The sequence below is a fragment of the Halorubrum sp. ASP1 genome (assembly GCF_005435135.1).
GTDB classification, from domain to species: Archaea; Halobacteriota; Halobacteria; order Halobacteriales; family Haloferacaceae; genus Halorubrum; species Halorubrum tropicale.
The window spans coordinates 463136-481516 of sequence record NZ_SGUA01000001.1; the positions used below are offsets into that span (position 1 = coordinate 463136).

21 protein-coding genes are annotated in these 18381 nt (G+C 71.3%); 15 read left to right on the forward strand and 6 right to left on the reverse strand.

The features are described 5' to 3' along the window. Nucleotides 1–178 precede the first annotated feature (178 nt). The 9 genes from EXE48_RS02355 to EXE48_RS02395 are packed head-to-tail and all read left to right on the forward strand — an operon-like array spanning nucleotide 179 to nucleotide 9445. Nucleotides 179–1432, forward strand: coding sequence for a monovalent cation/H+ antiporter subunit E (locus tag EXE48_RS02355; protein WP_137710677.1), 1254 nt, complete (start codon nucleotides 179–181; stop codon nucleotides 1430–1432). After that, complete coding sequence (locus EXE48_RS02360; RefSeq protein ID WP_053772262.1) at nucleotides 1429–1734, forward strand: cation:proton antiporter; 306 nt, start codon at nucleotides 1429–1431, stop codon at nucleotides 1732–1734. The genes EXE48_RS02355 and EXE48_RS02360 overlap by 4 nt, the downstream gene beginning before the upstream one ends. Next, nucleotides 1731–2063 carry a monovalent cation/H(+) antiporter subunit G gene (gene mnhG / locus EXE48_RS02365; protein ID WP_121562015.1) on the forward strand — a complete coding sequence of 111 codons (333 nt, stop codon included), beginning with the start codon at nucleotides 1731–1733 and terminating at the stop codon, nucleotides 2061–2063. Before EXE48_RS02360 ends, mnhG begins: the two co-directional genes overlap by 4 nt. Next, nucleotides 2060–2650 carry a DUF4040 domain-containing protein gene (locus EXE48_RS02370; RefSeq protein ID WP_137710678.1) on the forward strand — a complete coding sequence of 197 codons (591 nt, stop codon included), beginning with the start codon at nucleotides 2060–2062 and terminating at the stop codon, nucleotides 2648–2650. The genes mnhG and EXE48_RS02370 overlap by 4 nt, the downstream gene beginning before the upstream one ends. Next, on the forward strand, nucleotides 2647–3357 hold the full coding sequence (locus tag EXE48_RS02375) for an MnhB domain-containing protein (RefSeq protein WP_137710679.1): 711 nt from the start codon (nucleotides 2647–2649) through the stop codon (nucleotides 3355–3357). The genes EXE48_RS02370 and EXE48_RS02375 overlap by 4 nt, the downstream gene beginning before the upstream one ends. Next, complete coding sequence (locus EXE48_RS02380; protein WP_053772258.1) at nucleotides 3357–3869, forward strand: cation:proton antiporter subunit C; 513 nt, start codon at nucleotides 3357–3359, stop codon at nucleotides 3867–3869. The genes EXE48_RS02375 and EXE48_RS02380 overlap by 1 nt, the downstream gene beginning before the upstream one ends. After that, nucleotides 3862–5490: a proton-conducting transporter transmembrane domain-containing protein gene (locus tag EXE48_RS02385; RefSeq protein ID WP_137710680.1), complete on the forward strand. Its 1629-nt coding sequence runs from the start codon at nucleotides 3862–3864 to the stop codon at nucleotides 5488–5490. Before EXE48_RS02380 ends, EXE48_RS02385 begins: the two co-directional genes overlap by 8 nt. Beyond that, nucleotides 5487–7649, forward strand: a complete 2163-nt coding sequence (locus EXE48_RS02390; protein WP_137710681.1) for a proton-conducting transporter transmembrane domain-containing protein — start codon at nucleotides 5487–5489, stop codon at nucleotides 7647–7649. The genes EXE48_RS02385 and EXE48_RS02390 overlap by 4 nt, the downstream gene beginning before the upstream one ends. Then, entirely contained in the window at nucleotides 7646–9445 is a 1800-nt protein-coding gene (locus EXE48_RS02395) for a Na(+)/H(+) antiporter subunit D (RefSeq protein ID WP_053772255.1), read from the forward strand. Before EXE48_RS02390 ends, EXE48_RS02395 begins: the two co-directional genes overlap by 4 nt. A gap of 24 nt (nucleotides 9446–9469) precedes the next feature. On the opposite strand, the gene EXE48_RS02400 is transcribed toward EXE48_RS02395, so the two are convergent. The 3 genes from EXE48_RS02400 to EXE48_RS02410 all read right to left on the reverse strand — a co-directional run bounded on the left by EXE48_RS02400 (nucleotide 9470) and on the right by EXE48_RS02410 (nucleotide 11190). Next, the gene (locus EXE48_RS02400) at nucleotides 9470–9829 is read right to left on the reverse strand and encodes a hypothetical protein (RefSeq protein WP_053772254.1); all 360 of its coding nucleotides are present in this window, start codon (nucleotides 9827–9829) and stop codon (nucleotides 9470–9472) included. A 99-nt stretch (nucleotides 9830–9928) separates the two neighbouring features. Further along, nucleotides 9929–10282 (reverse strand): helix-turn-helix transcriptional regulator, encoded by a 354-nt coding sequence (locus tag EXE48_RS02405; RefSeq protein ID WP_004598213.1) that lies wholly within the window; start codon nucleotides 10280–10282, stop codon nucleotides 9929–9931. A 74-nt stretch (nucleotides 10283–10356) separates the two neighbouring features. Beyond that, nucleotides 10357–11190, reverse strand: a complete 834-nt coding sequence (locus tag EXE48_RS02410; RefSeq protein WP_137710682.1) for an NRDE family protein — start codon at nucleotides 11188–11190, stop codon at nucleotides 10357–10359. A 107-nt stretch (nucleotides 11191–11297) separates the two neighbouring features. Here EXE48_RS02410 and EXE48_RS02415 point away from each other — a divergent pair, with 107 nt between their 5' ends. From EXE48_RS02415 to EXE48_RS02435, 5 genes are all read left to right on the forward strand, one after another. Beyond that, on the forward strand, nucleotides 11298–12368 hold the full coding sequence (locus tag EXE48_RS02415; protein ID WP_053772252.1) for a glucose 1-dehydrogenase: 1071 nt from the start codon (nucleotides 11298–11300) through the stop codon (nucleotides 12366–12368). Beyond that, on the forward strand, nucleotides 12355–12987 hold the full coding sequence (gfcR, locus tag EXE48_RS02420) for a transcriptional regulator GfcR (RefSeq protein ID WP_053772251.1): 633 nt from the start codon (nucleotides 12355–12357) through the stop codon (nucleotides 12985–12987). The genes EXE48_RS02415 and gfcR overlap by 14 nt, the downstream gene beginning before the upstream one ends. A 73-nt stretch (nucleotides 12988–13060) precedes the next feature. Further along, nucleotides 13061–13405 carry a glutaredoxin family protein gene (locus EXE48_RS02425; RefSeq protein ID WP_053772250.1) on the forward strand — a complete coding sequence of 115 codons (345 nt, stop codon included), beginning with the start codon at nucleotides 13061–13063 and terminating at the stop codon, nucleotides 13403–13405. A gap of 198 nt (nucleotides 13406–13603) precedes the next feature. Next, on the forward strand, nucleotides 13604–14173 hold the full coding sequence (locus tag EXE48_RS02430; RefSeq protein WP_053772249.1) for a DUF7110 family protein: 570 nt from the start codon (nucleotides 13604–13606) through the stop codon (nucleotides 14171–14173). Nucleotides 14174–14268: 95 nt separating this feature from the next. Further along, entirely contained in the window at nucleotides 14269–14982 is a 714-nt protein-coding gene (locus EXE48_RS02435) for a diphthine--ammonia ligase (protein WP_137704087.1), read from the forward strand. Nucleotides 14983–15001: 19 nt separating this feature from the next. Here EXE48_RS02435 and EXE48_RS02440 read toward each other — a convergent pair whose 3' ends face one another. Continuing rightward, nucleotides 15002–16255, reverse strand: a complete 1254-nt coding sequence (locus EXE48_RS02440; RefSeq protein ID WP_053772247.1) for a Glu/Leu/Phe/Val family dehydrogenase — start codon at nucleotides 16253–16255, stop codon at nucleotides 15002–15004. Between the two features lie 70 nt (nucleotides 16256–16325). Then, nucleotides 16326–17201, reverse strand: coding sequence for an HpcH/HpaI aldolase/citrate lyase family protein (locus EXE48_RS02445; RefSeq protein ID WP_137710683.1), 876 nt, complete (start codon nucleotides 17199–17201; stop codon nucleotides 16326–16328). 87 nt (nucleotides 17202–17288) lie between these two features. Between EXE48_RS02445 and EXE48_RS02450 the strand changes: the two genes are divergently transcribed. Further along, complete coding sequence (locus EXE48_RS02450; protein ID WP_137710684.1) at nucleotides 17289–17774, forward strand: MaoC family dehydratase; 486 nt, start codon at nucleotides 17289–17291, stop codon at nucleotides 17772–17774. Between the two features lie 15 nt (nucleotides 17775–17789). Here the strand turns inward: EXE48_RS02450 and cyaB are convergent, their stop codons facing one another. Then, nucleotides 17790–18356, reverse strand: a complete 567-nt coding sequence (gene cyaB, locus EXE48_RS02455; RefSeq protein ID WP_053772244.1) for a class IV adenylate cyclase — start codon at nucleotides 18354–18356, stop codon at nucleotides 17790–17792. Nucleotides 18357–18381: the final 25 nt, after the last annotated feature.

Genomic DNA, 18381 nt, shown 5'->3' on the forward strand with positions numbered 1-18381 from the left:
GCTCGCGTGAACGCTCGCGACGCCCTCGCGCGGGCCGCGGGTCGTGCGAACCGTATCGCCCGCCTCCGGCAGGGTCCCCGCGGATACAAACTGTTTTGGGGCGGTAGGGTAACCACACGGATAGAGTAACCCATGTGTAACGAGACGGTCACGCACGGCTCCGTGGGAGGTGTGGTGGGTGGCTGACGGCGACCCTCCGACCGGCCAGGTCACCGACGGCGACGCGCCGGCGGACGCCGCGGCCACGGCGGCGGACGCGACGGCGGAGTCGGCGTCGGCCGGCGCGGTCATCGTTCCGGTCGAGCCGAGTTCCACGCTCCGCTCGACGGTCGCTCACGTCGCGGAGGCGGCCGCGGCCGACGGCGCCTCGGCGATCCACTTCGTCGAGATCGCCTCGTGGCGAAACGGCGACCCGGAGAGCGACGAGCGCGCCGCCGCGGCCGAGCGCGTGCTCGAACGGGTCACGTCGTGGGCGACCGCCGACCTCGACGACTCGGAGGCGGAGGCCGCCTCGGAGGTCGACGTCGTCTCGGCGGTGCTCGGCGCCGACGACTACCTGTTCGGCGCCGACGACTACGTCCGCGTCCTCGCGGAGTACGCCGAGGCCAACGGGGCCGACCGCGTCGTCCTGGACCCCGAGTACACCCCGGTCGGGAACACGACGCTGCTCCAGCCGCTGGAGTTCGCGCTCTCGAACACCCCGCTGTCGGTCGAGACCGCGCCGGTCGACCGGCCGACGCGCCGCGAGCGGTTCCGGACCGAGGCCACGACCGGGCGGTTCGTGGCGCTGTTCGGCCTGTCGCTGGCGTTTTACCTCCTCCTCGGAGACCCCACCTACTGGTTCGACCTGGTGACCGGCGTCGCCACCGCCGCGGTCGTCTCGATCACCCTCTCGCGGGTGAGCCTCGACTCGAACCCGGCGATCCCCCGGACGCCGATGCGGATCGTCCGCGGGGTGATCTACGTCCCCGTGCTGCTGTTCGAGATCGTCAAGGCGAACCTCGTCGTCGCCCGGGTCATCCTCGACCCGCGGCTCCCGATCGACCCGACGCTCAACCGGATGCGCGTGATCGTCGGGAGCGGGCTCCCGCTGATGACGCTCGCGAACTCGATCACGCTGACGCCCGGGACGCTCACCGTCCGGGCCCGCGACAGCGACCTCTACGTCCACTCGCTCCTCCCGTGGGCCCGCGAGGGGCTGTTCGACGGCTCCCTCGAACGGTGGACCCGGTTCGTCTACTACGGGCGCCGGTCGGCGCGGCTGCCGACCCCGCGCGAGCGCGACGACGTGGCGATCCTCCAGGGCGACGAGGCGACCGAGGAGCTGCCTATCGCCGCCGCGGACGGCGGCGCGGTCGAGGCGACCGAGGCGAGCGGTGAGGCCGAGTCGCCGGCCGACGCGACCGACGCCGACGGGGTGATCGACCGATGAGCCTCGTCGACGCGCCGCTCGCGGCCGGCTACACGCTCGGCGACTTCCTGCTCGTCGCGGCCGCCGGCTTCGCCGTCCTCGCGGTCGGCATGCTCTACCGCGCGGTCGTCGGGCCGACGATGCAAGACCGGGTGCTGGCGGTGAACGTCCTCGGGACGAACACCGTCGTCATCCTCGCCATCCTCGGCGCGGCGCTCGGCGAGCCGACGTTCCTCGACATCGCCTTAGTGTACGCGCTGCTCAACTTCCTGATGGCCATCGCCATCTCGAAGTTCACCGTCGAGCGGGGTGGTGTGCTGTGACCGCCGCGACGCTGGAGACGGCCCGCGTCTGGCTGGTCGTGGCCCTCACCCTGCTCGGGCTGTTCTTCTCGTTCGTCTCGATGGTGGGCGTGCTCCGGCTGCCGGACGTCTACTCGCGGGCGCACACCGCCTCGCAGGCCGACACCCTGGGCGCGGGCTTCGGGCTCGCGGCCGTCGCGCTCACCGTCGGGCTGGCGGGGGCCGGCTTCAAGTCGGTGCTCCTGCTGTTCTTCATTTTCGTGACGAACCCGACGGCGGCCCACGCCATCGCCCGGGCCGCCTTCGAGGAGGGAATCGTGCCGTGGATCGAGGGGGACGACCGCCGATGACGGGGGCGCTCGCGGCGGCCGGTCCCCTCGGCGCGCCCGTCGTCGCGCAGGTCACCGCCGTCGAGGCGAGCCTGTTCGCCTTCGTCGTGTTGACCGCGCTGTTCACCGCGCTGGCGCGCGACGTGCTCGCGGCGGTGATCATCTTCGGCGCGTACAGCCTCGGGATGGCCGCGCTGTACACGTTCTACCGCGCCCCCGACGTGGCGATGACGGAGGCCGCCATCTCCGCCGGCGTCACGACCGTGCTGCTGCTGCTCACGCTGGCGAAGACCACCCGAATCGACCACGAGGCGGCCTTCGAGTCCGTGAACCTGCCCGCGGCCGGCGCGGCCGGCCTGCTGTTCGCCGGGCTGATGCTCACGATGGCCGACATCCCGGCGGTCGGGTCCGCGGACGCGCCGATCTGGTCGAACCCGGACGTGACCCAGTGGTACATCGCGGAGACGTACGCGGAGACGGGCGTCGAGAACACGGTGATGGCCGTGCTGGCGGCGTTCCGCGGCTTCGACACGTTCGGCGAGGCCGTCGTCGTGTTCGCGGCCGGGATCGCCGCCCTCATCGTCCTCCACCGGGAGGTGTTCGCATGAGCGGCACAGACGCGGGTCCCGACGGGGACGCCGAGACCGACTCCGACGGCGGGTTCGGCCGCGACCGCCCGCCCCGAGAGGACGGCCGCCTCGACTCGGACAGCCGGCAGGGCACCCCGTACACGGAGAGCCAGGTGATCATGCCGACGGTGAAGATCGTCGCGCCGTTCGCGTTCACCTACGGCCTGTTCGTCACCTTCCACGGCGCCGGCTCGCCCGGCGGCGGGTTCCAGGGCGGCGCCATCGTGGCCGCCGTCGTGTTCATGATCGCGTTCGCGTTCGGCATCGAGGCCACCCGGCAGTGGCTCGCGAACACCGTCGTCGTCGCGCTCGCGGTCGGCGGCGCGCTCGTGTTCGCCGGCATCGGGCTGGTCCCGGTCGCGCTCGGCGGCGCGTTCCTCCAGTACGAGCTGCTCCCGATCCCGGACCCGGTCAAGTACGGGATGGAGGGCGTCGAGATCCTCGGGATCGGCACCATCGTCGCCGGCGTCCTCATGGGCCTGTTCTTCGTCCTCGCGAAGGGGTTCAGCGACGCCGGCGGGTTCGCCGACGCGGACGCCTTCGACGACGAGGTCGGCGGCGACGCGGCGGCCGAGGCGTCGCCCGACGCGGAGGGCGAGAGCCCCGGCTTGACCGCCCCGACAGACGACGGGGGGTCGGACCCGGGCGCCCCGGGGTCGGCCGTGACCGACGGGGGTGAGCGCTAGTGTCGCCCCCGCTCGGCGCCGGCGCTGCCGCCTCGACGCTCGCCTCGGCAACCGGCGCGGTCGAGGTGCTCGCGACGAGACACGCGTACGTCGCGTTCGCGGTGCTGCTGTGTATCGGGCTCTACATGATGATCGCGAACCCGAACCTGGTGAAGAAGATCATCGGTCTCAACCTGTTCCAAACGGCGATCTTCCTGCTGTTCATCGCCTCGGCGTACGTCGACGGCGGGTCGATCCCGATCGTCCCGACCGGCGGGCCGGAGGGCGGCCTCTACGTCAGCCCGCTCCCGCACGTCCTCGTGCTCACCGCCATCGTCGTGGGCGTGAGCCTCACCGCCGTCGGGCTCGCGCTGTGTATCCGGATCTACGACGAGTACGGGACGCTGCGGACCGACACGCTCCGCGGACTGCTCCGCGAGGAGGGGTCGATCCCGTCGCGGCGGTCGCCCGGTGCGTCGGGGGCGGACGGCGCGGTCGAGTCGCCCGAGACGGGGGGTGAGACGGATGACTGACGTCCTCCTCCCGCTCGCGATCGTCGTCCCCATCGTGGCGGCGACGCTGCCGCTGGCGCTCGGCCTGCGGTACGACCGCGTCGGCTGGCCGGTCGCCGCGGTCGGGACGACCGCCGTGGCGGGAATCTCGGCCGCGATCGCCGCGGAAGTGGTGCTGAACGGTCCGTTCGACCACGCGCTCGGCGGCTTCCTCCCGCCGGTCGGGATCGAGCTCGTCGCCGACCGGCTGTCGGTCGCGGTGCTGCTGCTCGTGGCCGCGGTCTCCGTCGCGACGCTCGCGTTCGCGCGGGCCGCCGGCCCCCACGGGAACCCCTTCTACAGCGCCTACCTCCTGCTGGTCGGGGGCCTCGCCGGGATGACGCTCACCGGGGACCTGTTCAACCTGTTCGTCTTCCTGGAGATCACCGGGCTGACGACGTACGCGCTCATCGCCTCCGACCGCACGGGGGCGAGCGCGTACGCCTCGCTGAAGTACCTCGTCGTCGGCACCGTCGGCGCCTCGCTGTACCTGCTCGGCGTCGGCTACGTCTTCCTCGCGACGGGGACGCTCAACATGCTCGACGTCCAGACGCAGATCGTCGCGCAGGCCGGCTACGGCGACCCGCTGGTCCGCGCGAGCTACGCGTTCATCGCCACGGGGCTGGCGCTGAAGATCGCCATCTTCCCGGTCCACTCCTGGCAGCCGGACGCCTACCAGCGGGCGCCGGACTCGGTCACGACGATTGTCGCCGCGCTGGTCTCGACGACGAGCGCGTACGCGCTCATCCGCGTGACATACACCGTGTTCACGGTCGACTTCCTCGCGGCCAACCGGGGTATCGCGACCGCGCTGCTCGTCGTCTCGACGGTCTCGATCGTCGCGGGCTCCGCGCTCGCCGCGATGCAGTCGAACCTCAAGCGGATGTTCGCGTACTCCTCGGTCGCGCAGTTCGGCATGATCGGCGCGGCGGTGGCGCTGGCGAACGAGACGGCGCTGCTCGGCGGGATCGTCCACCTGATCGGCCACGCGATCATGAAGTTCGGCCTGTTCCTCGGGATCGGGCTGCTCGCGCTCGGCTACGGCACCCGGCGGATCGAGGACCTCGCGAGCGCCGCGCGCGCCGCCCCGTACACGTCCGGCGCGCTCGCCGTGCTCGGCCTCGCGCTCGTCGGCATCCCGCCGTCGATCGGCTTCCTCGGCAAGTGGTACATCGGCGTTGGTGCGGTCGACGCCGGCCTCGCCGGCGGCGGCGCGGTCGGGATCGCGGTCGCGGCGGCGATATTCGTCAGCACGCTGTTCACGCTGTCGTACGTCGCGCGGCTGCTCGAACGGTTCTACTTCGCCGGCGCCGGCCTCCCGGGCGACCACGGCGAGGTGCCCGGTGACGGCGCGGCCGCCGGCGGTGGCCGCGCGGGCGACTCCGCCGCGACAGACGGCGGCGAGGGCTCCGTCGCGAAGACCGCCGACGGCCTCCCGGCGCCCGTCGAGGGCGCGCCGCGGTCGTCGCTCGTCCCCGACCGGGTGCCGACGGCGCCGCTGCTCGCGCTCGCGCTGGCGGTCGTGGCGGCGGTCGGCCTCGGCTTCGGCGGCTTCTCGCTCGCGGAGTGGTTCGGCCCGTTCATCACGGAGGTGTTCGCATGACTGACGTTGTACTTCAGGACCCACGACCCCTGCTGGCGGTTCTCGTCTCGTTCGTCGCGGCGTTCCTCATCGTCGCGTCGCACCGCTCGCCGAACGTCCGCGAGGGGTGGACGCTCGTCGCGTCGCTCGCGAAGTTCGGCATCGTCGCCTCGATGCTGCCGGCGGTCCTCGACGGTCGGACCTTCGAGTGGTCGGCCGGCGCGTTCCTGCCCGGCGTCGGTGCGCCGATCGAGTTCGCCCTCCGGGCGGACGCGCTCGGCATGCTGTTCGCGTTCCTCGCCAGCGGGCTGTGGATAATCACCTCCTTCTATAGCATCGGCTACATGCGCGGCCTCGACGAGCCGAACCAGACCCGGTACTTCGCGGCGTTCGCGGTGTCGCTCGCCGCGACGATGGGCATCGCGTTCGCGGGCAACCTCGTGACGATATTCGTCTTCTACGAGCTGCTGTCGATCGCGACGTACCCGCTCGTCGCGCACGACGAGACGGCCGAGGCGCGCTCGGCCGGCCGCAAGTACCTCGCGTACACGATGTTCGGCGGCGGCGTGCTCGTCTTAGCCGGGACCGCGCTCGTCTACCTGCTCGCGGGCAGCGTCGACTTCACCGCGGGCGGCATCGCGGAGCTCGCGAACGCCGACCCCGGGCTGGCGATGCTCGCCTTCTTCCTGCTCGCGATCGGGTTCGGCGTGAAGGCCGGGATCATGCCGCTCCACCAGTGGCTCCCCGAGGCGATGGTGGCGCCGACGCCCGTCTCCGGGCTCCTCCACGCGGTCGCGGTCGTCAAGTCCGGCGCGTTCGGCGTCTCGCGCGTCGTCCTCGACGTGTTCGGCCCGGAGCTCGTCTTCGACCTCTCGCTGCCGCTCGGCTTCACGGCCGGCCTCGTGCTCTCGACTATCGGCGCGATCACGCTCACCGCGGCCTCGCTGATCGCCTTACGCAAGGACCACCTGAAGCGCCGGCTCGCCTACTCGACTATCAGCCAGCTGAGCTACATCATCCTCGGGCTCGGCCTCTTCGGGTGGTACGGGCTCGTGGGCGCGCTCCTCCACATCCCGGCGCACGCGTTCATGAAGCTCACCCTGTTCTTCTGTGCGGGCAACATCCACGTGTCCACCCACACGGACTACATCTCGCAGATGGCTGGGATCGGCAAGCGGATGCCCCTGACGATGGGGGCGTTCACGGTTGCCTCGCTCGGGATGGCGGGGATCCCGCTGCTCGCCGGCTTCGTCAGCAAGTACTACATGCTCATCGGCGGGGTGCGGATGGGGATGAACTTCACCCCGGTCGCGTACTACCTCGCCGGCGCGCTGCTGCTCTCCGGCGTGCTCAACGTCGCGTACTTCTGGCCCGTGATCTACACCGCCTTCTTCGAGGCGGAGGGCGCCCACGACGCGAAGCCCCTCGTGGACTTCCCGCTCGGCGGCGAGTCGCGGTCGATCGTCGCGGCGACGGACGGCGGCCGCGCGGGTGACGACGCGGACGATGGAAGCGACGAGGCGGACGAGGAGCACGACGACGCGGAGCCCGCCGGCGACGTGGACGACATCGTCGCGGACGCCGGGGGACCGGCGCCGGAGGACGCAGACGAACCCTCGTCCGCGCCCGACGGCGTCGACGACTCCGAGGTTCCGGACGCCGACCTCGACGACCTCCCGACCGACGAGGACGGGGTCGTCCGGCCGGACTTCGCGGCGACCGAGCGCGACTTCTCGGAGCCGGCCGAGCGCGTCGACACCGGCGACTACGCGGTCGACCAGCGGCCGTCCGACGCCGACGTGCCGTTCGGTCCCGGTCGGGGCGACGCGAGCCCGGCGGACGCGGACGTGGCGGACGTCGGTGACGCGGACGGGGTCAACGACGAGGGGCGCGACCCCGACGACCCGCACGGCGACCACGACGACGAGCCGCACGGCGGGCACGACGCCGACACGCACGACGACGGCCACCACGGCGGGCCGCCGCCGGGCGGCTGGGAGCACATCGCGGGGCTCGACGCGCTCCGCGGACGCGAGTCGACGTGGTTCACGCTCGGGCCGATCCTCGCCGCGATGACGCTCGCGGTGCTGCTCGGCGTGATCCCCTACGAGATGGGCTTCCTGGAGCTGATCGAGCTCATCGTCGACGCGCGGCTCCCCGAGGGGGTGGTCCGCCCGTGACCGCGCCCGTCGGCCTCCTGACCTCGATTCCGCCGTACGTCCTCGTCGCGTTCGCGGCGCTCGCGGTGCTGGCGCTGCCGCGGCGGGCGGGGCACGCGGTCGCGGCGCTGGCGACGGCGTTCACCTTCGTCCAGGCGGTGCTGCTGGGCGACGGCGGCACCGGCGCGCACCTCGCGACGCAGTTCCTCGGCTTCGAGGTCGTGTTCTTCAACGTCGACCAGTTCTCGCTGCTGATGGGCGTCGTCGTCGGCTTCCTCGCGACGGCGGCGGTGCTGTACGCCTACGGCAGCGAGGCGCCGACGTGGGTGACCGCGTTCGCGCTGACGTACGTCGCCTCGACGGTGGGGACGATCTACGCCGGCGACTGGCTCACGCTCATCTTCTTCTGGGAGCTGATGGCCGTCACCTCGACGCTGCTCGTCTGGCAGCACGGCGGGAAGGCGGTGCGGGCCGGCTACCGCTACGCGCTGTTCCACGGGACCGGCGGGACGATCCTGCTCGCGGCGGTGGTGGTTCACGGCGTGTCGATGCTCGGGAGCGTGCCGGCCGGTGAGATCTTCCTGTTCTCGGCGACGGCCGGGATCCACCCGGCCGCGACGGTGCTCGCCGCGGTCGGCATCGGGATCAACTGCGGGTTCATCTTCCTCCACAGCTGGCTGCCGGACACCTACCCGCGCCCGCACGTCGCGGCGTCGGTGTTCCTCTCGGTGTTCACGACCAAGACCGCCGCCTACGTGATGTACCGCGCGTTCCCTGAGGGCGGCATGTGGCTCGCCTACCTCGGCGGGTTCATGGCCGTCTACGGCGCGTTCTTCGCGCTGCTCCAGTACGACCCGCGCCGCCTGCTGTCGTACCACATTCAGGCGCAGCTCGGGTACATGCTCGCCGGCTTCGGGCTCGCGACCGCCGTCGGCGAGTTCGCGGTCGTCGGCGGCTTCGCGCACCTGTTCAACAACGTCCTCTACAAGAGCCTCCTGTTCATGGCGGTCGGCGTCGTGGTGTACCGGACCGGGGTCGAGGACATCCGCGAGATGGGCGGGCTCTGGCGGGTGATGCCCGTCACCTTCGTCGTCTACCTCGTCGGCGCCGCCTCGATTACGGCGGTGCCGGGGTTCAACGGCTTCATCTCGAAGGGGATGGTGCTCGACTCCGCCCACGAGGTCCACGAGTACGTCCTGCTCTTAGACAGCGGGCTGCTCTGGTGGCTGCTCGTCCTCGGCGGCGTGGGGACGTTCATGTCGTTCATCAAGCTGGGCTACTACGTGTTCTTCCACGGCTCGGCGACGCTGACCCCCGACGACGCCACGCCGTTCCAGACGGTCGGCATGGTGCTTGCCGCCGGGGCGTGCGTCTTCTTCGGCGTCTTCTACACCCAGCTGATCGAGGTGATGCCGTTCACCGACCTCATCCTCAGCGACGAGGTGTACTTCAAGCCGTACAGTCGGAGCCACCTGACCGAGAGCGCGGCGCTGCTGGTCGCCGGGTTCGTCGGCTTCTTCGCGCTGAAGCGCCCGCTCGGCTGGCTGGCCCACCGGATGCCGGACGTCGACCGCGTGCTGTTCCCGGCGGCGTTCTACGTCGGGCGCGGCTCGGTGTGGGGCGTCACCGAGCTGTGGGCCGCCGTCGACCGCGCGACGATGGCGCTCGCGGGCGCGACGATGCGGACCGCGACACGCCCGCGGGAGACGCTCGCGCGGGCCGGGATCGACACCGAGATCCGCTCCGGCATCGGTCGGAGCGTGCTGTTCCTGACGCTCGCGGCCGGAATCGCGCTGTTCGCCTTCCTGCTGGGCTGAGCCGGGGCGCGCCGCCCCGGCCGCTCACGTCGCCTCGTCGTCGAGCCGCCGCGCCTGCTCGCTGAGCGTGAGGAAGGCGACCGCGCCGAGGAACGCGACGACGAGTCCGACGACCGCGGCGTCGTCGCCGCCGGCGTAGTGACTGAAAAGGATCGGACTGGCGCTCAGGCCGAAGAGGCCGAGGCCGTACCCCGCTCGGTCCGCGCGGTCGTCGAACCGCGGCGCGGCCGCGAGCAGCGAGAGGTCGAACGCGACGTAGAAGTAGGCGGCGCCGGCGTAGACCGCCGCGGTCGCGAGCGACGCGGCGACGTCGGGCGCGATCTGGTACACGCCGGCCCCGACCAGGAGGCCGACGACGAGCGCAGGGAGGAGGGCGCGTCTCATCGAGTGACCGGTTAACGCGGGACATTAAAAAGGTCGGCGCAGCGGAGAGACAGAGAGAAGGGGGCCGCGGCGCGGCGAACGACGCGCCGGGAGTCGGCCTCAGTACTCCTCGTACGCGAGGTTCATCATCCACTGCGAGAAGGCGTCGGCCTGCGCGTCGACCTCCTCCTCGCCGATGAACGGGGAGAGCATGTCGTCGGCCATCAGTAGCGAAAAGTCGAGGTCGCGCGGCGCGGGCTCTAAGTAGTAGGTGTTGTGGCCGTCGTAGACGGTGTCTTCTCGCTGGATGACCCCGGCCTCCTCCAAGGACTCGGCGATGCGGCTCCCCTTCCGCGAGGAGACGTCGAGCTCCTTCCAGAAGTCGCTCTGGTGGATGCCGCCGGTCTCGCGGATGAGTTCGAGGCCGGCGCGCTCGTCCGCCGACAGGTCGGACTCGATTTCGGACGCGCTCATACTCTCTCACGCCCCCCGAATCGCTTAAAACTGGCTTTCCGATCGTCACGTCCCGCGGCCGCACAGGGGCCGTCTCACCGGCGGCCGGTCGCGAAGTCGGCCGGGAGCGGCACCGGTTCCGCTGCCGTCTCGCAGGGCGGTCCGTCGGCGTACGCCATCTCGGGTTCGTCGCCGGTCCGGATCCGGGTGAACGACCGAGTGCCGAACCCGTCGCCGTGGAGGCAGGCGCCGTACTCGTGGTCGGCGAGGACGCCGCTCGCGCGGTCGAGCCACGACGCGCCCGCCTCGCCCGGCTCCGGGACCAGGGCGGCCGCGATCCGTCTCGCGCTGTCGGCGCGCTCCTCGCCGAACGCCCGCCGCCGCTCGGGGACCGCGAACCGCTCCGCGCCGTTGACCACGCCGCCGACGTTGCCGACGAGGTGGACGCCCGGATCGAGTCTGGTCACCGCGAGGGCGCCGTCGTACGCCAGCAGGAACGCCGCCCGCTCGTCCGCGAGGACGAGGTTGAAGCCGTCGTAGTCGCGCTCGTCGAGCTCGCGCTCGACCGCTCGCACCGCCGCCTCGGCCGAGGGGGCCGTCAGGCAGTCGCGGACGAGCAGCCCGCGCGAGCGGTCGCCCTCGCGGTCGGCGTCGAGCCACCGATTCGTGACGGCGACGACGAGGCCGCCCTCGGAGACCCCGATCCACGTCCCGCCGGCCTCCGCGTCGCGCGGAGCGACGTACCGGACGCGCCCGTCGGCGTCGCCGTTCGTTCCGCGGCCGCCGTCGCCCGCCTGGCCGCCGTCACCGCTCGTTCGGCCGCGAACCGCGGGGGGCTCGCTCGGGCGACCGAGCGTCTCGTCGCGGGTGGCGGCGAGCGCGACGGGGGCGTCGCCGAACGTCCGCCACGCCAGGGTCAGGGTACACACGGCGATCCGTACGCCGGACCGAGTGAAAACTCTCTCGGGGGGACTCGGAGCGCAGGTTTACTCGCAACAAAAGAAATCTTTTGGTGGCTGACCGCCTTGGTCGTGACATGAACGCGATAGCCGTCTACGAGGGAGCCGACGAACCGGTCGTGACAGAGAAGCCGCGACCGGAGCCCGCGCCCGGTGAGGCGCTCGTCCGGACCCTGCGGGTCGGCGTCGACGGGACGGACCACGAGGTCATCGCCGGCGGGCACGGCGGGGCGCCCGCGGGCGAGGACCACCTCGTGCTGGGCCACGAGGCCGTCGGCGTGGTCGAGGACCCCAACGACACCCCGTTCGAGGTCGGAGACGTGGTCGTTCCGACGGTCCGCCGGCCGCCGAACGGCGCCAACGAGTACTTCGCGCGCGGCGAGCCGGACATGGCGCCGGAGGGTGAGTACCACGAGCGCGGCATCGTCGGCGCGCACGGGTTCATGGCCGAGTACTTCACCAGCCCCGCGGAGTTCTTAGTCGAGATCCCGCCCGCGCTCGCCGAGTGGGGGTTCCTCGTCGAGCCGGTCTCGATCGCGGAGAAGGCGATCGACCACGCGTACGCCAGCCGGTCGGCGTTCCGCTGGGAGCCCGAGTCCGCGCTCGTCCTCGGCAACGGGTCGCTCGGCCTCCTGACCGTCGCGACCCTCGACGAGGAGTTCGAGCGGATCTACTGCCTCGGGCGGCGCGAGCGCCCGGACCCGACGATCGATATCATCGAGTCGCTGGGGGCGACGTATGTGAACTCCAACGAGACGCCGATCCCCGAGGTGCCCGGCGCGTACGAGCCCATGGACCTCGTCTTCGAGGCGACGGGGTACGCCCCGCACGCGTTCGAGACCATCGAGGCGCTCGCGCCAAACGGCGTCGGCGCGCTGCTCGGCGTCCCTGGCGACTGGGAGTTCGAGATCGACGGCGGGCGGCTCCACCGCGAGTTCGTCCTCCACAACAAGGCGCTGGTCGGCAGCGTCAACTCCGGATACGGTCACTTCGAGTCCGCCGTCGAGTCGCTCTCGGACCTCTCGGACGAGTTCTTGGGCGATCTCGTGACCGGCGTCCACGGGCTCGACGACTTCGAGGCCGCGTTCGCGGATGACGACACGACTATTAAAACGGCGGTCGAATTCGCCGCGTATGAAGAACGTTGACGACCTGATAGACAGCGCGGCCGAGCTCGCGGAGCGGGGGCTCTCGAAGGGCGAGATCGCTGACGAGCTGAACGTCTCCCGCGAGACGGCGAGCTGGCTCGTCGAGCGCGGCGGCGGCGCCGAGAGCGCGGAAGCGGCCGACGCGACCGCCTCCGCCGACATCCACGTCGACTGGTCGGCGCTCGGGCGCGACTCGACCCGCCTCGGCTACGCGGCGAGCGCGATGGCGGACCTCCTCGTCAAGCAGGGCGAGGCGGTCGACCTGACGGTCGGCATCGAGAAGGCGGGCGCGCCGCTCGCCACCGCGGTCGCGGACCGGCTCGACACCGACCTCGGCACGTACGCCCCCGCGAAACACCAGTGGGAGGAGGGGGACATCGACGAGCACGGCGGCGGCTTCTCGCGGAACTTCGCCGCGATCCGGAACCGCGACTGCTACGTCGTCGACGACATCATCACCTCGGGGACGACGATGCGGGAGTCGATCGACGCGATCCGCGAGCAGGGCGGCGAGCCCGTCGCGTGCGTCGTCTTGGTCGACAAGATGGGGTACGACGAGATAGACGGCGTCCCCGTGTACTCGCTCGTCGACGTGGTCCGCGTCGACCGCGACGAGTAGGCGCGCCGCCCGCGGCCCGCGCGCGGACGCCCCGTGCGGAACCCATTTGACTCGCCGACGCGTACGAGATATCATGACCTTCAGCCCCGGAACGGACGCCGACCCGGAAGCGATCGAGGAGCGCGTCGAGGCGACCATCGCCGACAACGACGTTGTGCTTTTCATGAAGGGGAACCGCCTGATGCCGCAGTGCGGCTACTCGCAGCGCGCCGTCGAACTGATCTCCCAGCACGTCGAGGAGTTCGAGACCGTCGACGTGCTGCCCGCGCTGCCGCAGTACCGCGAGGCGCTCGAGTCCCACAGCGGCTGGGAGACGATCCCGCAGACGTTCGTCGACGGCGAGTTCGTCGGCGGGAGCGACGTGCTCGCCGAGCTGGACGAGCGCGGCGAGCTCGCCGCGGAGCTGGGCGCCGAGTGAGCCGGGTTCCGCGTAACATTCGACTCGGTCCCGCGGCGATACCGGTGGGCCCGTCGCGGTGACCCCGTCCGATCGCCGCGCCGATCCGCACATCTCGAAGGGCAGTCCATATAAACCTACGGTGCCTACATAGGGCAGGTGCAGCCGTTGCCGCTGCCGCCGTGACCACCGGTTCGACCCCACTGCATCCCACAAACAATGACAGGCCGCGTGTTCCGACTTCATTCGACGCTCGAACTGCCCCTCGAAGACGTAGAGACGTACTTCGACGAAGACCCCGATCTGCCGGAGGAGATCGACGACATCGACATCACGCGTCGAAACAACACACTCATCATCAAGGCCCTGTCCGACGACGAGTCGATCAGCAAGTACACCCCCACGGCGCAGCTGAAGGCGTCGGTCACGGAGACCCGCGTCTGGGAGGAGGAGCCGCCCCGCGCCGGCGGCCCGCAGTGGATGGACGACGAGGAAGAGGAGATCCCCTCCGAGCTCGTCGAGTTCGCCTGCTTCAAGGGCGACCGCGAGACCGTCCTCCAGAACTCCGCGCTCCAGTACCCGATGTTCCTCGTGCTCCGCAAGATCGCGACCCTCTCAGAGAAGGGAACGCTGACCGCGATCACCGAAGAGGACGGCGACCTGGAGGCGACGCGGATCGTCGAGGGCGAGCCGCGCCCCGCCAGCATTGAGGTCGTCGAGAGCCCGCAGGGCACCGGCGAGGGGGACGGCGGCGTCAACTGGCGCGACAACGAGTTCATCTCGGACTGACGGCGCGTCAGACCCGCGAGACGCGGCCTCGCGGCGGCGCGTCCCAGCGCGGACCGACCGCCGACCCTTTATCCGCGCGACTCCCTCCCGGAGTCATGAGCAACTGGGTGAGCCTCTTCTCCGGCGGGAAGGACTCCTCGTGGGCGCTGTACCGCGCGCTGGAGGAGGGACTCGACGTCTCGCGGCTGCTGACCGTCCACCCCGCCGGCGACTCGTACATGTACCACACGCCGGCGACGGAGCTCGCGGCGCTCGCGGCCGAGAGCGTCGGGATCGACCTCGTCGAGGTGTCACCCGACGACTTCGGCGCGGACGACGTTGATGACGCGGGCGCGCAAGGCGACGCCGAGCTGGAGCCGATGGAGGCGGCGCTCCGCGAGTTCGCGGCCGACGACGACATCGACCTCGCGGGCGTCACCGCGGGCGCGGTCGAGAGCGAGTTCCAGACGAACCGGATTCAGGCGATGTGCGACCGGCTCGGGATCGACCTGTTCGCGCCGCTGTGGCAGCGGGACCCGGTCGAGCTCGCGGAGGCGATGTTCGACGCCGGCTTCGAGATTCGGATCGTTCAGGTGGCGGCGTACGGGCTCGACGAGTCGTGGCTCGGGCGGCGCTTCGACGCGGACGCGCTCGACGACCTGCTCGCGCTCCGCGAGGAGTACGGGGTCCACCCGCTGGGCGAGGGCGGCGAGTTCGAGACGTACGTCGTCGACGGCCCGCACATGGACCGGCGCATCGCCCTCACCTACGACGCGGTGTGGGAGGGCGACCGGGGGCACGTCGAGATCCGGGACGCGTCGCTGGAGTGAGGGCGGGGGGCGGCGACCGCTACGGCCAGTTACCGGCCTGGTCGTACGCGTCCACGATCCGACCGATGCCGACGACGTACGCCGCGGTGCGGAGGGTGTCGACCTCGTTCGACTCGTAGGTGTCGACCAACGTGTCGAAGGCGTCCGTGATCACTCGTTCGAGCTCGTCGTTGACGCGCTCCTCGGTCCAGCTGAACCGCTGTCGGTTCTGGACCCACTCGAAGTAAGAGACGGTGACGCCGCCCGCGTTCGCGAGGATGTCGGGGACGACGTGGACGTCGCGCCCGGCGAGCACGTCGTCGGCCCCGGGCGTGAGCGGCCCGTTCGCCGCCTCGACGATCAGGTCGGCGGCGACGTCCGTCGCGAGGTCCTCGTCGACCGCGTTCTCCAGCGCGGCCGGGACGAGGCAGTCGACGTCGAGCGTGAGCAGCTCGTCGTTCGTGAGCGCGTCGGTACCCGGGTAGCCGGTGACCGACCCGGTCTCCGACTTGTGCGCCTTCACGTCGCGGGGGTCGAACCCGTCGGGATCGGAGACCGCGCCCGAGGAGTCGGAGACCGCGACCACGCTCGCGCCGAGGTCGTCGATCAGCGCGGCGGCGACGGAGCCGGCGTTGCCGTACCCCTGAACGGCGACGGTCGCGCCGTCGAGGTCCCGACCGAGCCAGTCGAACGCCTCGCGGACCGACAGCGCGACGGAGCGGCCGGTCGCCTCGACGCGGCCCTCGCTGCCGCCGGAGTCGAGCGCCTTCCCGGTGATGACGCCGGGCGCGGTGGTGTTCTCTAAGGTCTCGTAGGTGTCTTTGATCCAGTTCATCTCCCGCTGGCCGGTGTTGACGTCCGGCGCCGGGATGTCGCGGTCCTCGCCGATCAGGGGGCGCAGCTCGGTCGCGAACGCCCGGGTGATGCGCTCTAACTCCCCTTCGGAGTAGTCGGCCGGATCGATGGCGATCCCGCCCTTCCCGCCGCCGTAGGGCACGTCGACGACCGCGCACTTGTACGCCATCCAGCCGGACAGCGCCTTCACCTCGTCGCGGGTGACGCCCGGGTGATAGCGGATGCCGCCCTTGTACGGGCCGCGGTCGCCGTTGAACTGCGAGCGGTAGGCGCGAACCGTCTCCAGCGAGCCGTCGTCGCGCTCGAACGTGAGGTTCGTCTCCAGCACTCGCTCCGGATTCTTCAGGCGCTCGATGACGCCCGGGGCGGCGTCGACGACCGCCGCGGCGTCGTCCACCTGCTCTCGCAGACTCTCGAACGGGTTCGCCTCAGAAGACATACCTGTACGTGCTGATGGACGGGGGTTAATTGTGACGGACGGCCCGGAAAATCCCCGCAGCGGGCGGACGCTACCGGTCGGCGTCGGGCGCGCGGTCCAGGATCCGCTCCGCCTGCGCGACGAGCGGCGCGTCGATCATCTCGCCGTCGACCTGGAAGACGGCCCTCCCCTCCCGCTCCGCCTCGTCGCGCGCGTCGAGGACCCGTTCGGCCCACTCCACGTCCTCGGGGTCCGGGGTGAACGCCTCGGTGATCGGGCCCACCTGCGCGGGATGGATGGCGAGCTTCCCGTCGTAGCCGAGTCGCCGCGCGAACGCCGCGTCCTCGCGGAGCCCCGCCTCGTCGGAGAAGTCCGTGAACACCGTGTCGAGCGCGTCGACGCCCGCCGCGCTCGCGGCGAGGACGACGTGTTCCCGGGCGTACAACACCTCGGTCCCCTCGTCGGTCCGGGTCGCGCCTACGTCTGCGGCGAGGTCCTCGGCGCCGAAGACGAGCGCGTCGGTCGCGTTCGCGGCCGCGACCGACTGCGCCGAGAGCACGCCGCCGGCGGTCTCGACGAGCGCGAACACGGCGGGGTCGCGCCCGCGCTCGGCGCACAGCGCGGCGACGCGTTCGACCCGGTCGGCGGCCTCGACCTTCGGGAGCATCACCGCGTCGAGGCGGACGCCGTCCGGTCCGCTCTCCCTCGACTCGCCCTCGCCGGTCCCCAGCACCCCGTCGAGGTCGGCCGCGGGCGACTCGGCGGTCAGCCGGACGCAGACCTCGGCGTCCGGGTCGAACGCGGGGTCCGCGAGCACGTCGCGGACCGCCGCCCTCGCCTCGTCCTTCCGACCGGGAGCGACGGCGTCTTCGAGGTCGAAGCAGATCACGTCGGCGCCGGCCCCGGGCGCCTTCCGCATGAGGTCGGGGCTGTCGCCGGGCGAGAACAGCAGGCTTCGGCGTGGCATGTGCGGAGGTCCGTGGGCGCACGGCTAAAAGCCGCCGGCCGCGCCGAGAGCGGTACCGATTTCACGGCGCCGGCCGAGCGGGCGGCCATGCCCGGACTGTACTACGAGGAGTTCGCGGTCGGCGAGACGATAGACCACGCGAAGCGGCGGACCATCAGCGAGGCGGACAACCAGCGCTTTTGCGACATGACGATGAACCAGCAGCCGCTCCACCTCGACGCCGACTTCGCCGCCGAGACGCAGTTCGGCGAGCGCCTGGTGAACGGCCTGTACACCATGTCGCTCGCGGTCGGCCTCTCCATCCCGGAGACGACCGACGGGACCATCGTCGCGAACCTGTCGTACAACGAGGTGGAACACCCGAACCCCGTCTTCCACGGCGACACGATCCGCGCGCGGTCGACGGTCACCGACAAGCGGGAGACGAGCGACGGCGAGCGCGGCGTCGTCACGATGCGCGTGGAGGCGTTCAAGGTCGTCGACGGGGACGACGACGTCCTCGTCTGCGAGTTCGAGCGGACCGTCCTCTCGGAGAAGCGGCCGGCGGACGACGGGAGAAACGGGGACGACTGACGCGGTCCTTCGGCCTCAGTCGTCCGCCGCGGCCAACAGCAGCCCGAGGTACGAGGTCCGGACCTGCTCGGCCGCGTCGAGGCCGAGCCGGTCGAGCGCCGCGACCGCCGCCTCGCGCGCCGCGTCGACCTCGGCCTCCGTCTCTACTGCCCGCTCGATCTCGACGTACTCGTCGAGGCCCGTCACGGCGTCGAGCGTCACGGTGAAGCCGTCGTACGACCAGAACTCGCGCCGCTTCTCGACGGTCGCCGCCGGCTCGAACCCGACCCCCGAGAGGACCGCGTCGAGGGCCTCGCCGTCGTCGACGCCGGTCTCGTGTTCGGCGCGCGTCTTCGAGGCGTCGTCGAGGAGCGGCCCCTTGTAGGTGACCGTCGCCGTCTCCTCGTCGGTCGCCGCGCCGTCCGAGAGCGGGACCTCGCGGCGGATCCGGAGCGCCTCGTCGGTCTCGGCGAACTCGCGGTGCGGCGCGTCGTAGTAGGTGTCCCGCTGCCGGCGGGCGTCGACGCGCTCGGCGCCGGCCTCCCGGAGGCGCTCCCGCGTCGCGTCCAGGTCGGCCGGGACCTTGATCTCGACCTCGTACATGCTCGAGGGTGCGGCCGGGGCGTTC

What these genes read in the sequence shown, in the direction of transcription:
- EXE48_RS02360 (WP_053772262.1), top strand. Translation starts at nt 1,429, where the DNA reads ATGAGCCTCGTCGACGCGCCGCTCGCGGCCGGCTACACGCTCGGCGAC.
- EXE48_RS02375 (WP_137710679.1), top strand. Translation starts at nt 2,647, where the DNA reads ATGAGCGGCACAGACGCGGGTCCCGACGGGGACGCCGAGACCGACTCC.
- EXE48_RS02440 (WP_053772247.1), bottom strand. Translation starts at nt 16,255, where the DNA reads ATGTCTTCTGAGGCGAACCCGTTCGAGAGTCTGCGAGAGCAGGTGGAC.
- EXE48_RS02450 (WP_137710684.1), top strand. Translation starts at nt 17,289, where the DNA reads ATGCCCGGACTGTACTACGAGGAGTTCGCGGTCGGCGAGACGATAGAC.
- EXE48_RS02390 (WP_137710681.1), top strand. Translation starts at nt 5,487, where the DNA reads ATGACTGACGTTGTACTTCAGGACCCACGACCCCTGCTGGCGGTTCTC.
- EXE48_RS02370 (WP_137710678.1), top strand. Translation starts at nt 2,060, where the DNA reads ATGACGGGGGCGCTCGCGGCGGCCGGTCCCCTCGGCGCGCCCGTCGTC.
- EXE48_RS02430 (WP_053772249.1), top strand. Translation starts at nt 13,604, where the DNA reads ATGACAGGCCGCGTGTTCCGACTTCATTCGACGCTCGAACTGCCCCTC.
- EXE48_RS02405 (WP_004598213.1), bottom strand. Translation starts at nt 10,282, where the DNA reads ATGAGCGCGTCCGAAATCGAGTCCGACCTGTCGGCGGACGAGCGCGCC.
- EXE48_RS02435 (WP_137704087.1), top strand. Translation starts at nt 14,269, where the DNA reads ATGAGCAACTGGGTGAGCCTCTTCTCCGGCGGGAAGGACTCCTCGTGG.
- gfcR (WP_053772251.1), top strand. Translation starts at nt 12,355, where the DNA reads ATGAAGAACGTTGACGACCTGATAGACAGCGCGGCCGAGCTCGCGGAG.
- EXE48_RS02445 (WP_137710683.1), bottom strand. Translation starts at nt 17,201, where the DNA reads ATGCCACGCCGAAGCCTGCTGTTCTCGCCCGGCGACAGCCCCGACCTC.
- cyaB (WP_053772244.1), bottom strand. Translation starts at nt 18,356, where the DNA reads ATGTACGAGGTCGAGATCAAGGTCCCGGCCGACCTGGACGCGACGCGG.
- EXE48_RS02385 (WP_137710680.1), top strand. Translation starts at nt 3,862, where the DNA reads ATGACTGACGTCCTCCTCCCGCTCGCGATCGTCGTCCCCATCGTGGCG.
- EXE48_RS02415 (WP_053772252.1), top strand. Translation starts at nt 11,298, where the DNA reads ATGAACGCGATAGCCGTCTACGAGGGAGCCGACGAACCGGTCGTGACA.
- EXE48_RS02400 (WP_053772254.1), bottom strand. Translation starts at nt 9,829, where the DNA reads ATGAGACGCGCCCTCCTCCCTGCGCTCGTCGTCGGCCTCCTGGTCGGG.
- EXE48_RS02425 (WP_053772250.1), top strand. Translation starts at nt 13,061, where the DNA reads ATGACCTTCAGCCCCGGAACGGACGCCGACCCGGAAGCGATCGAGGAG.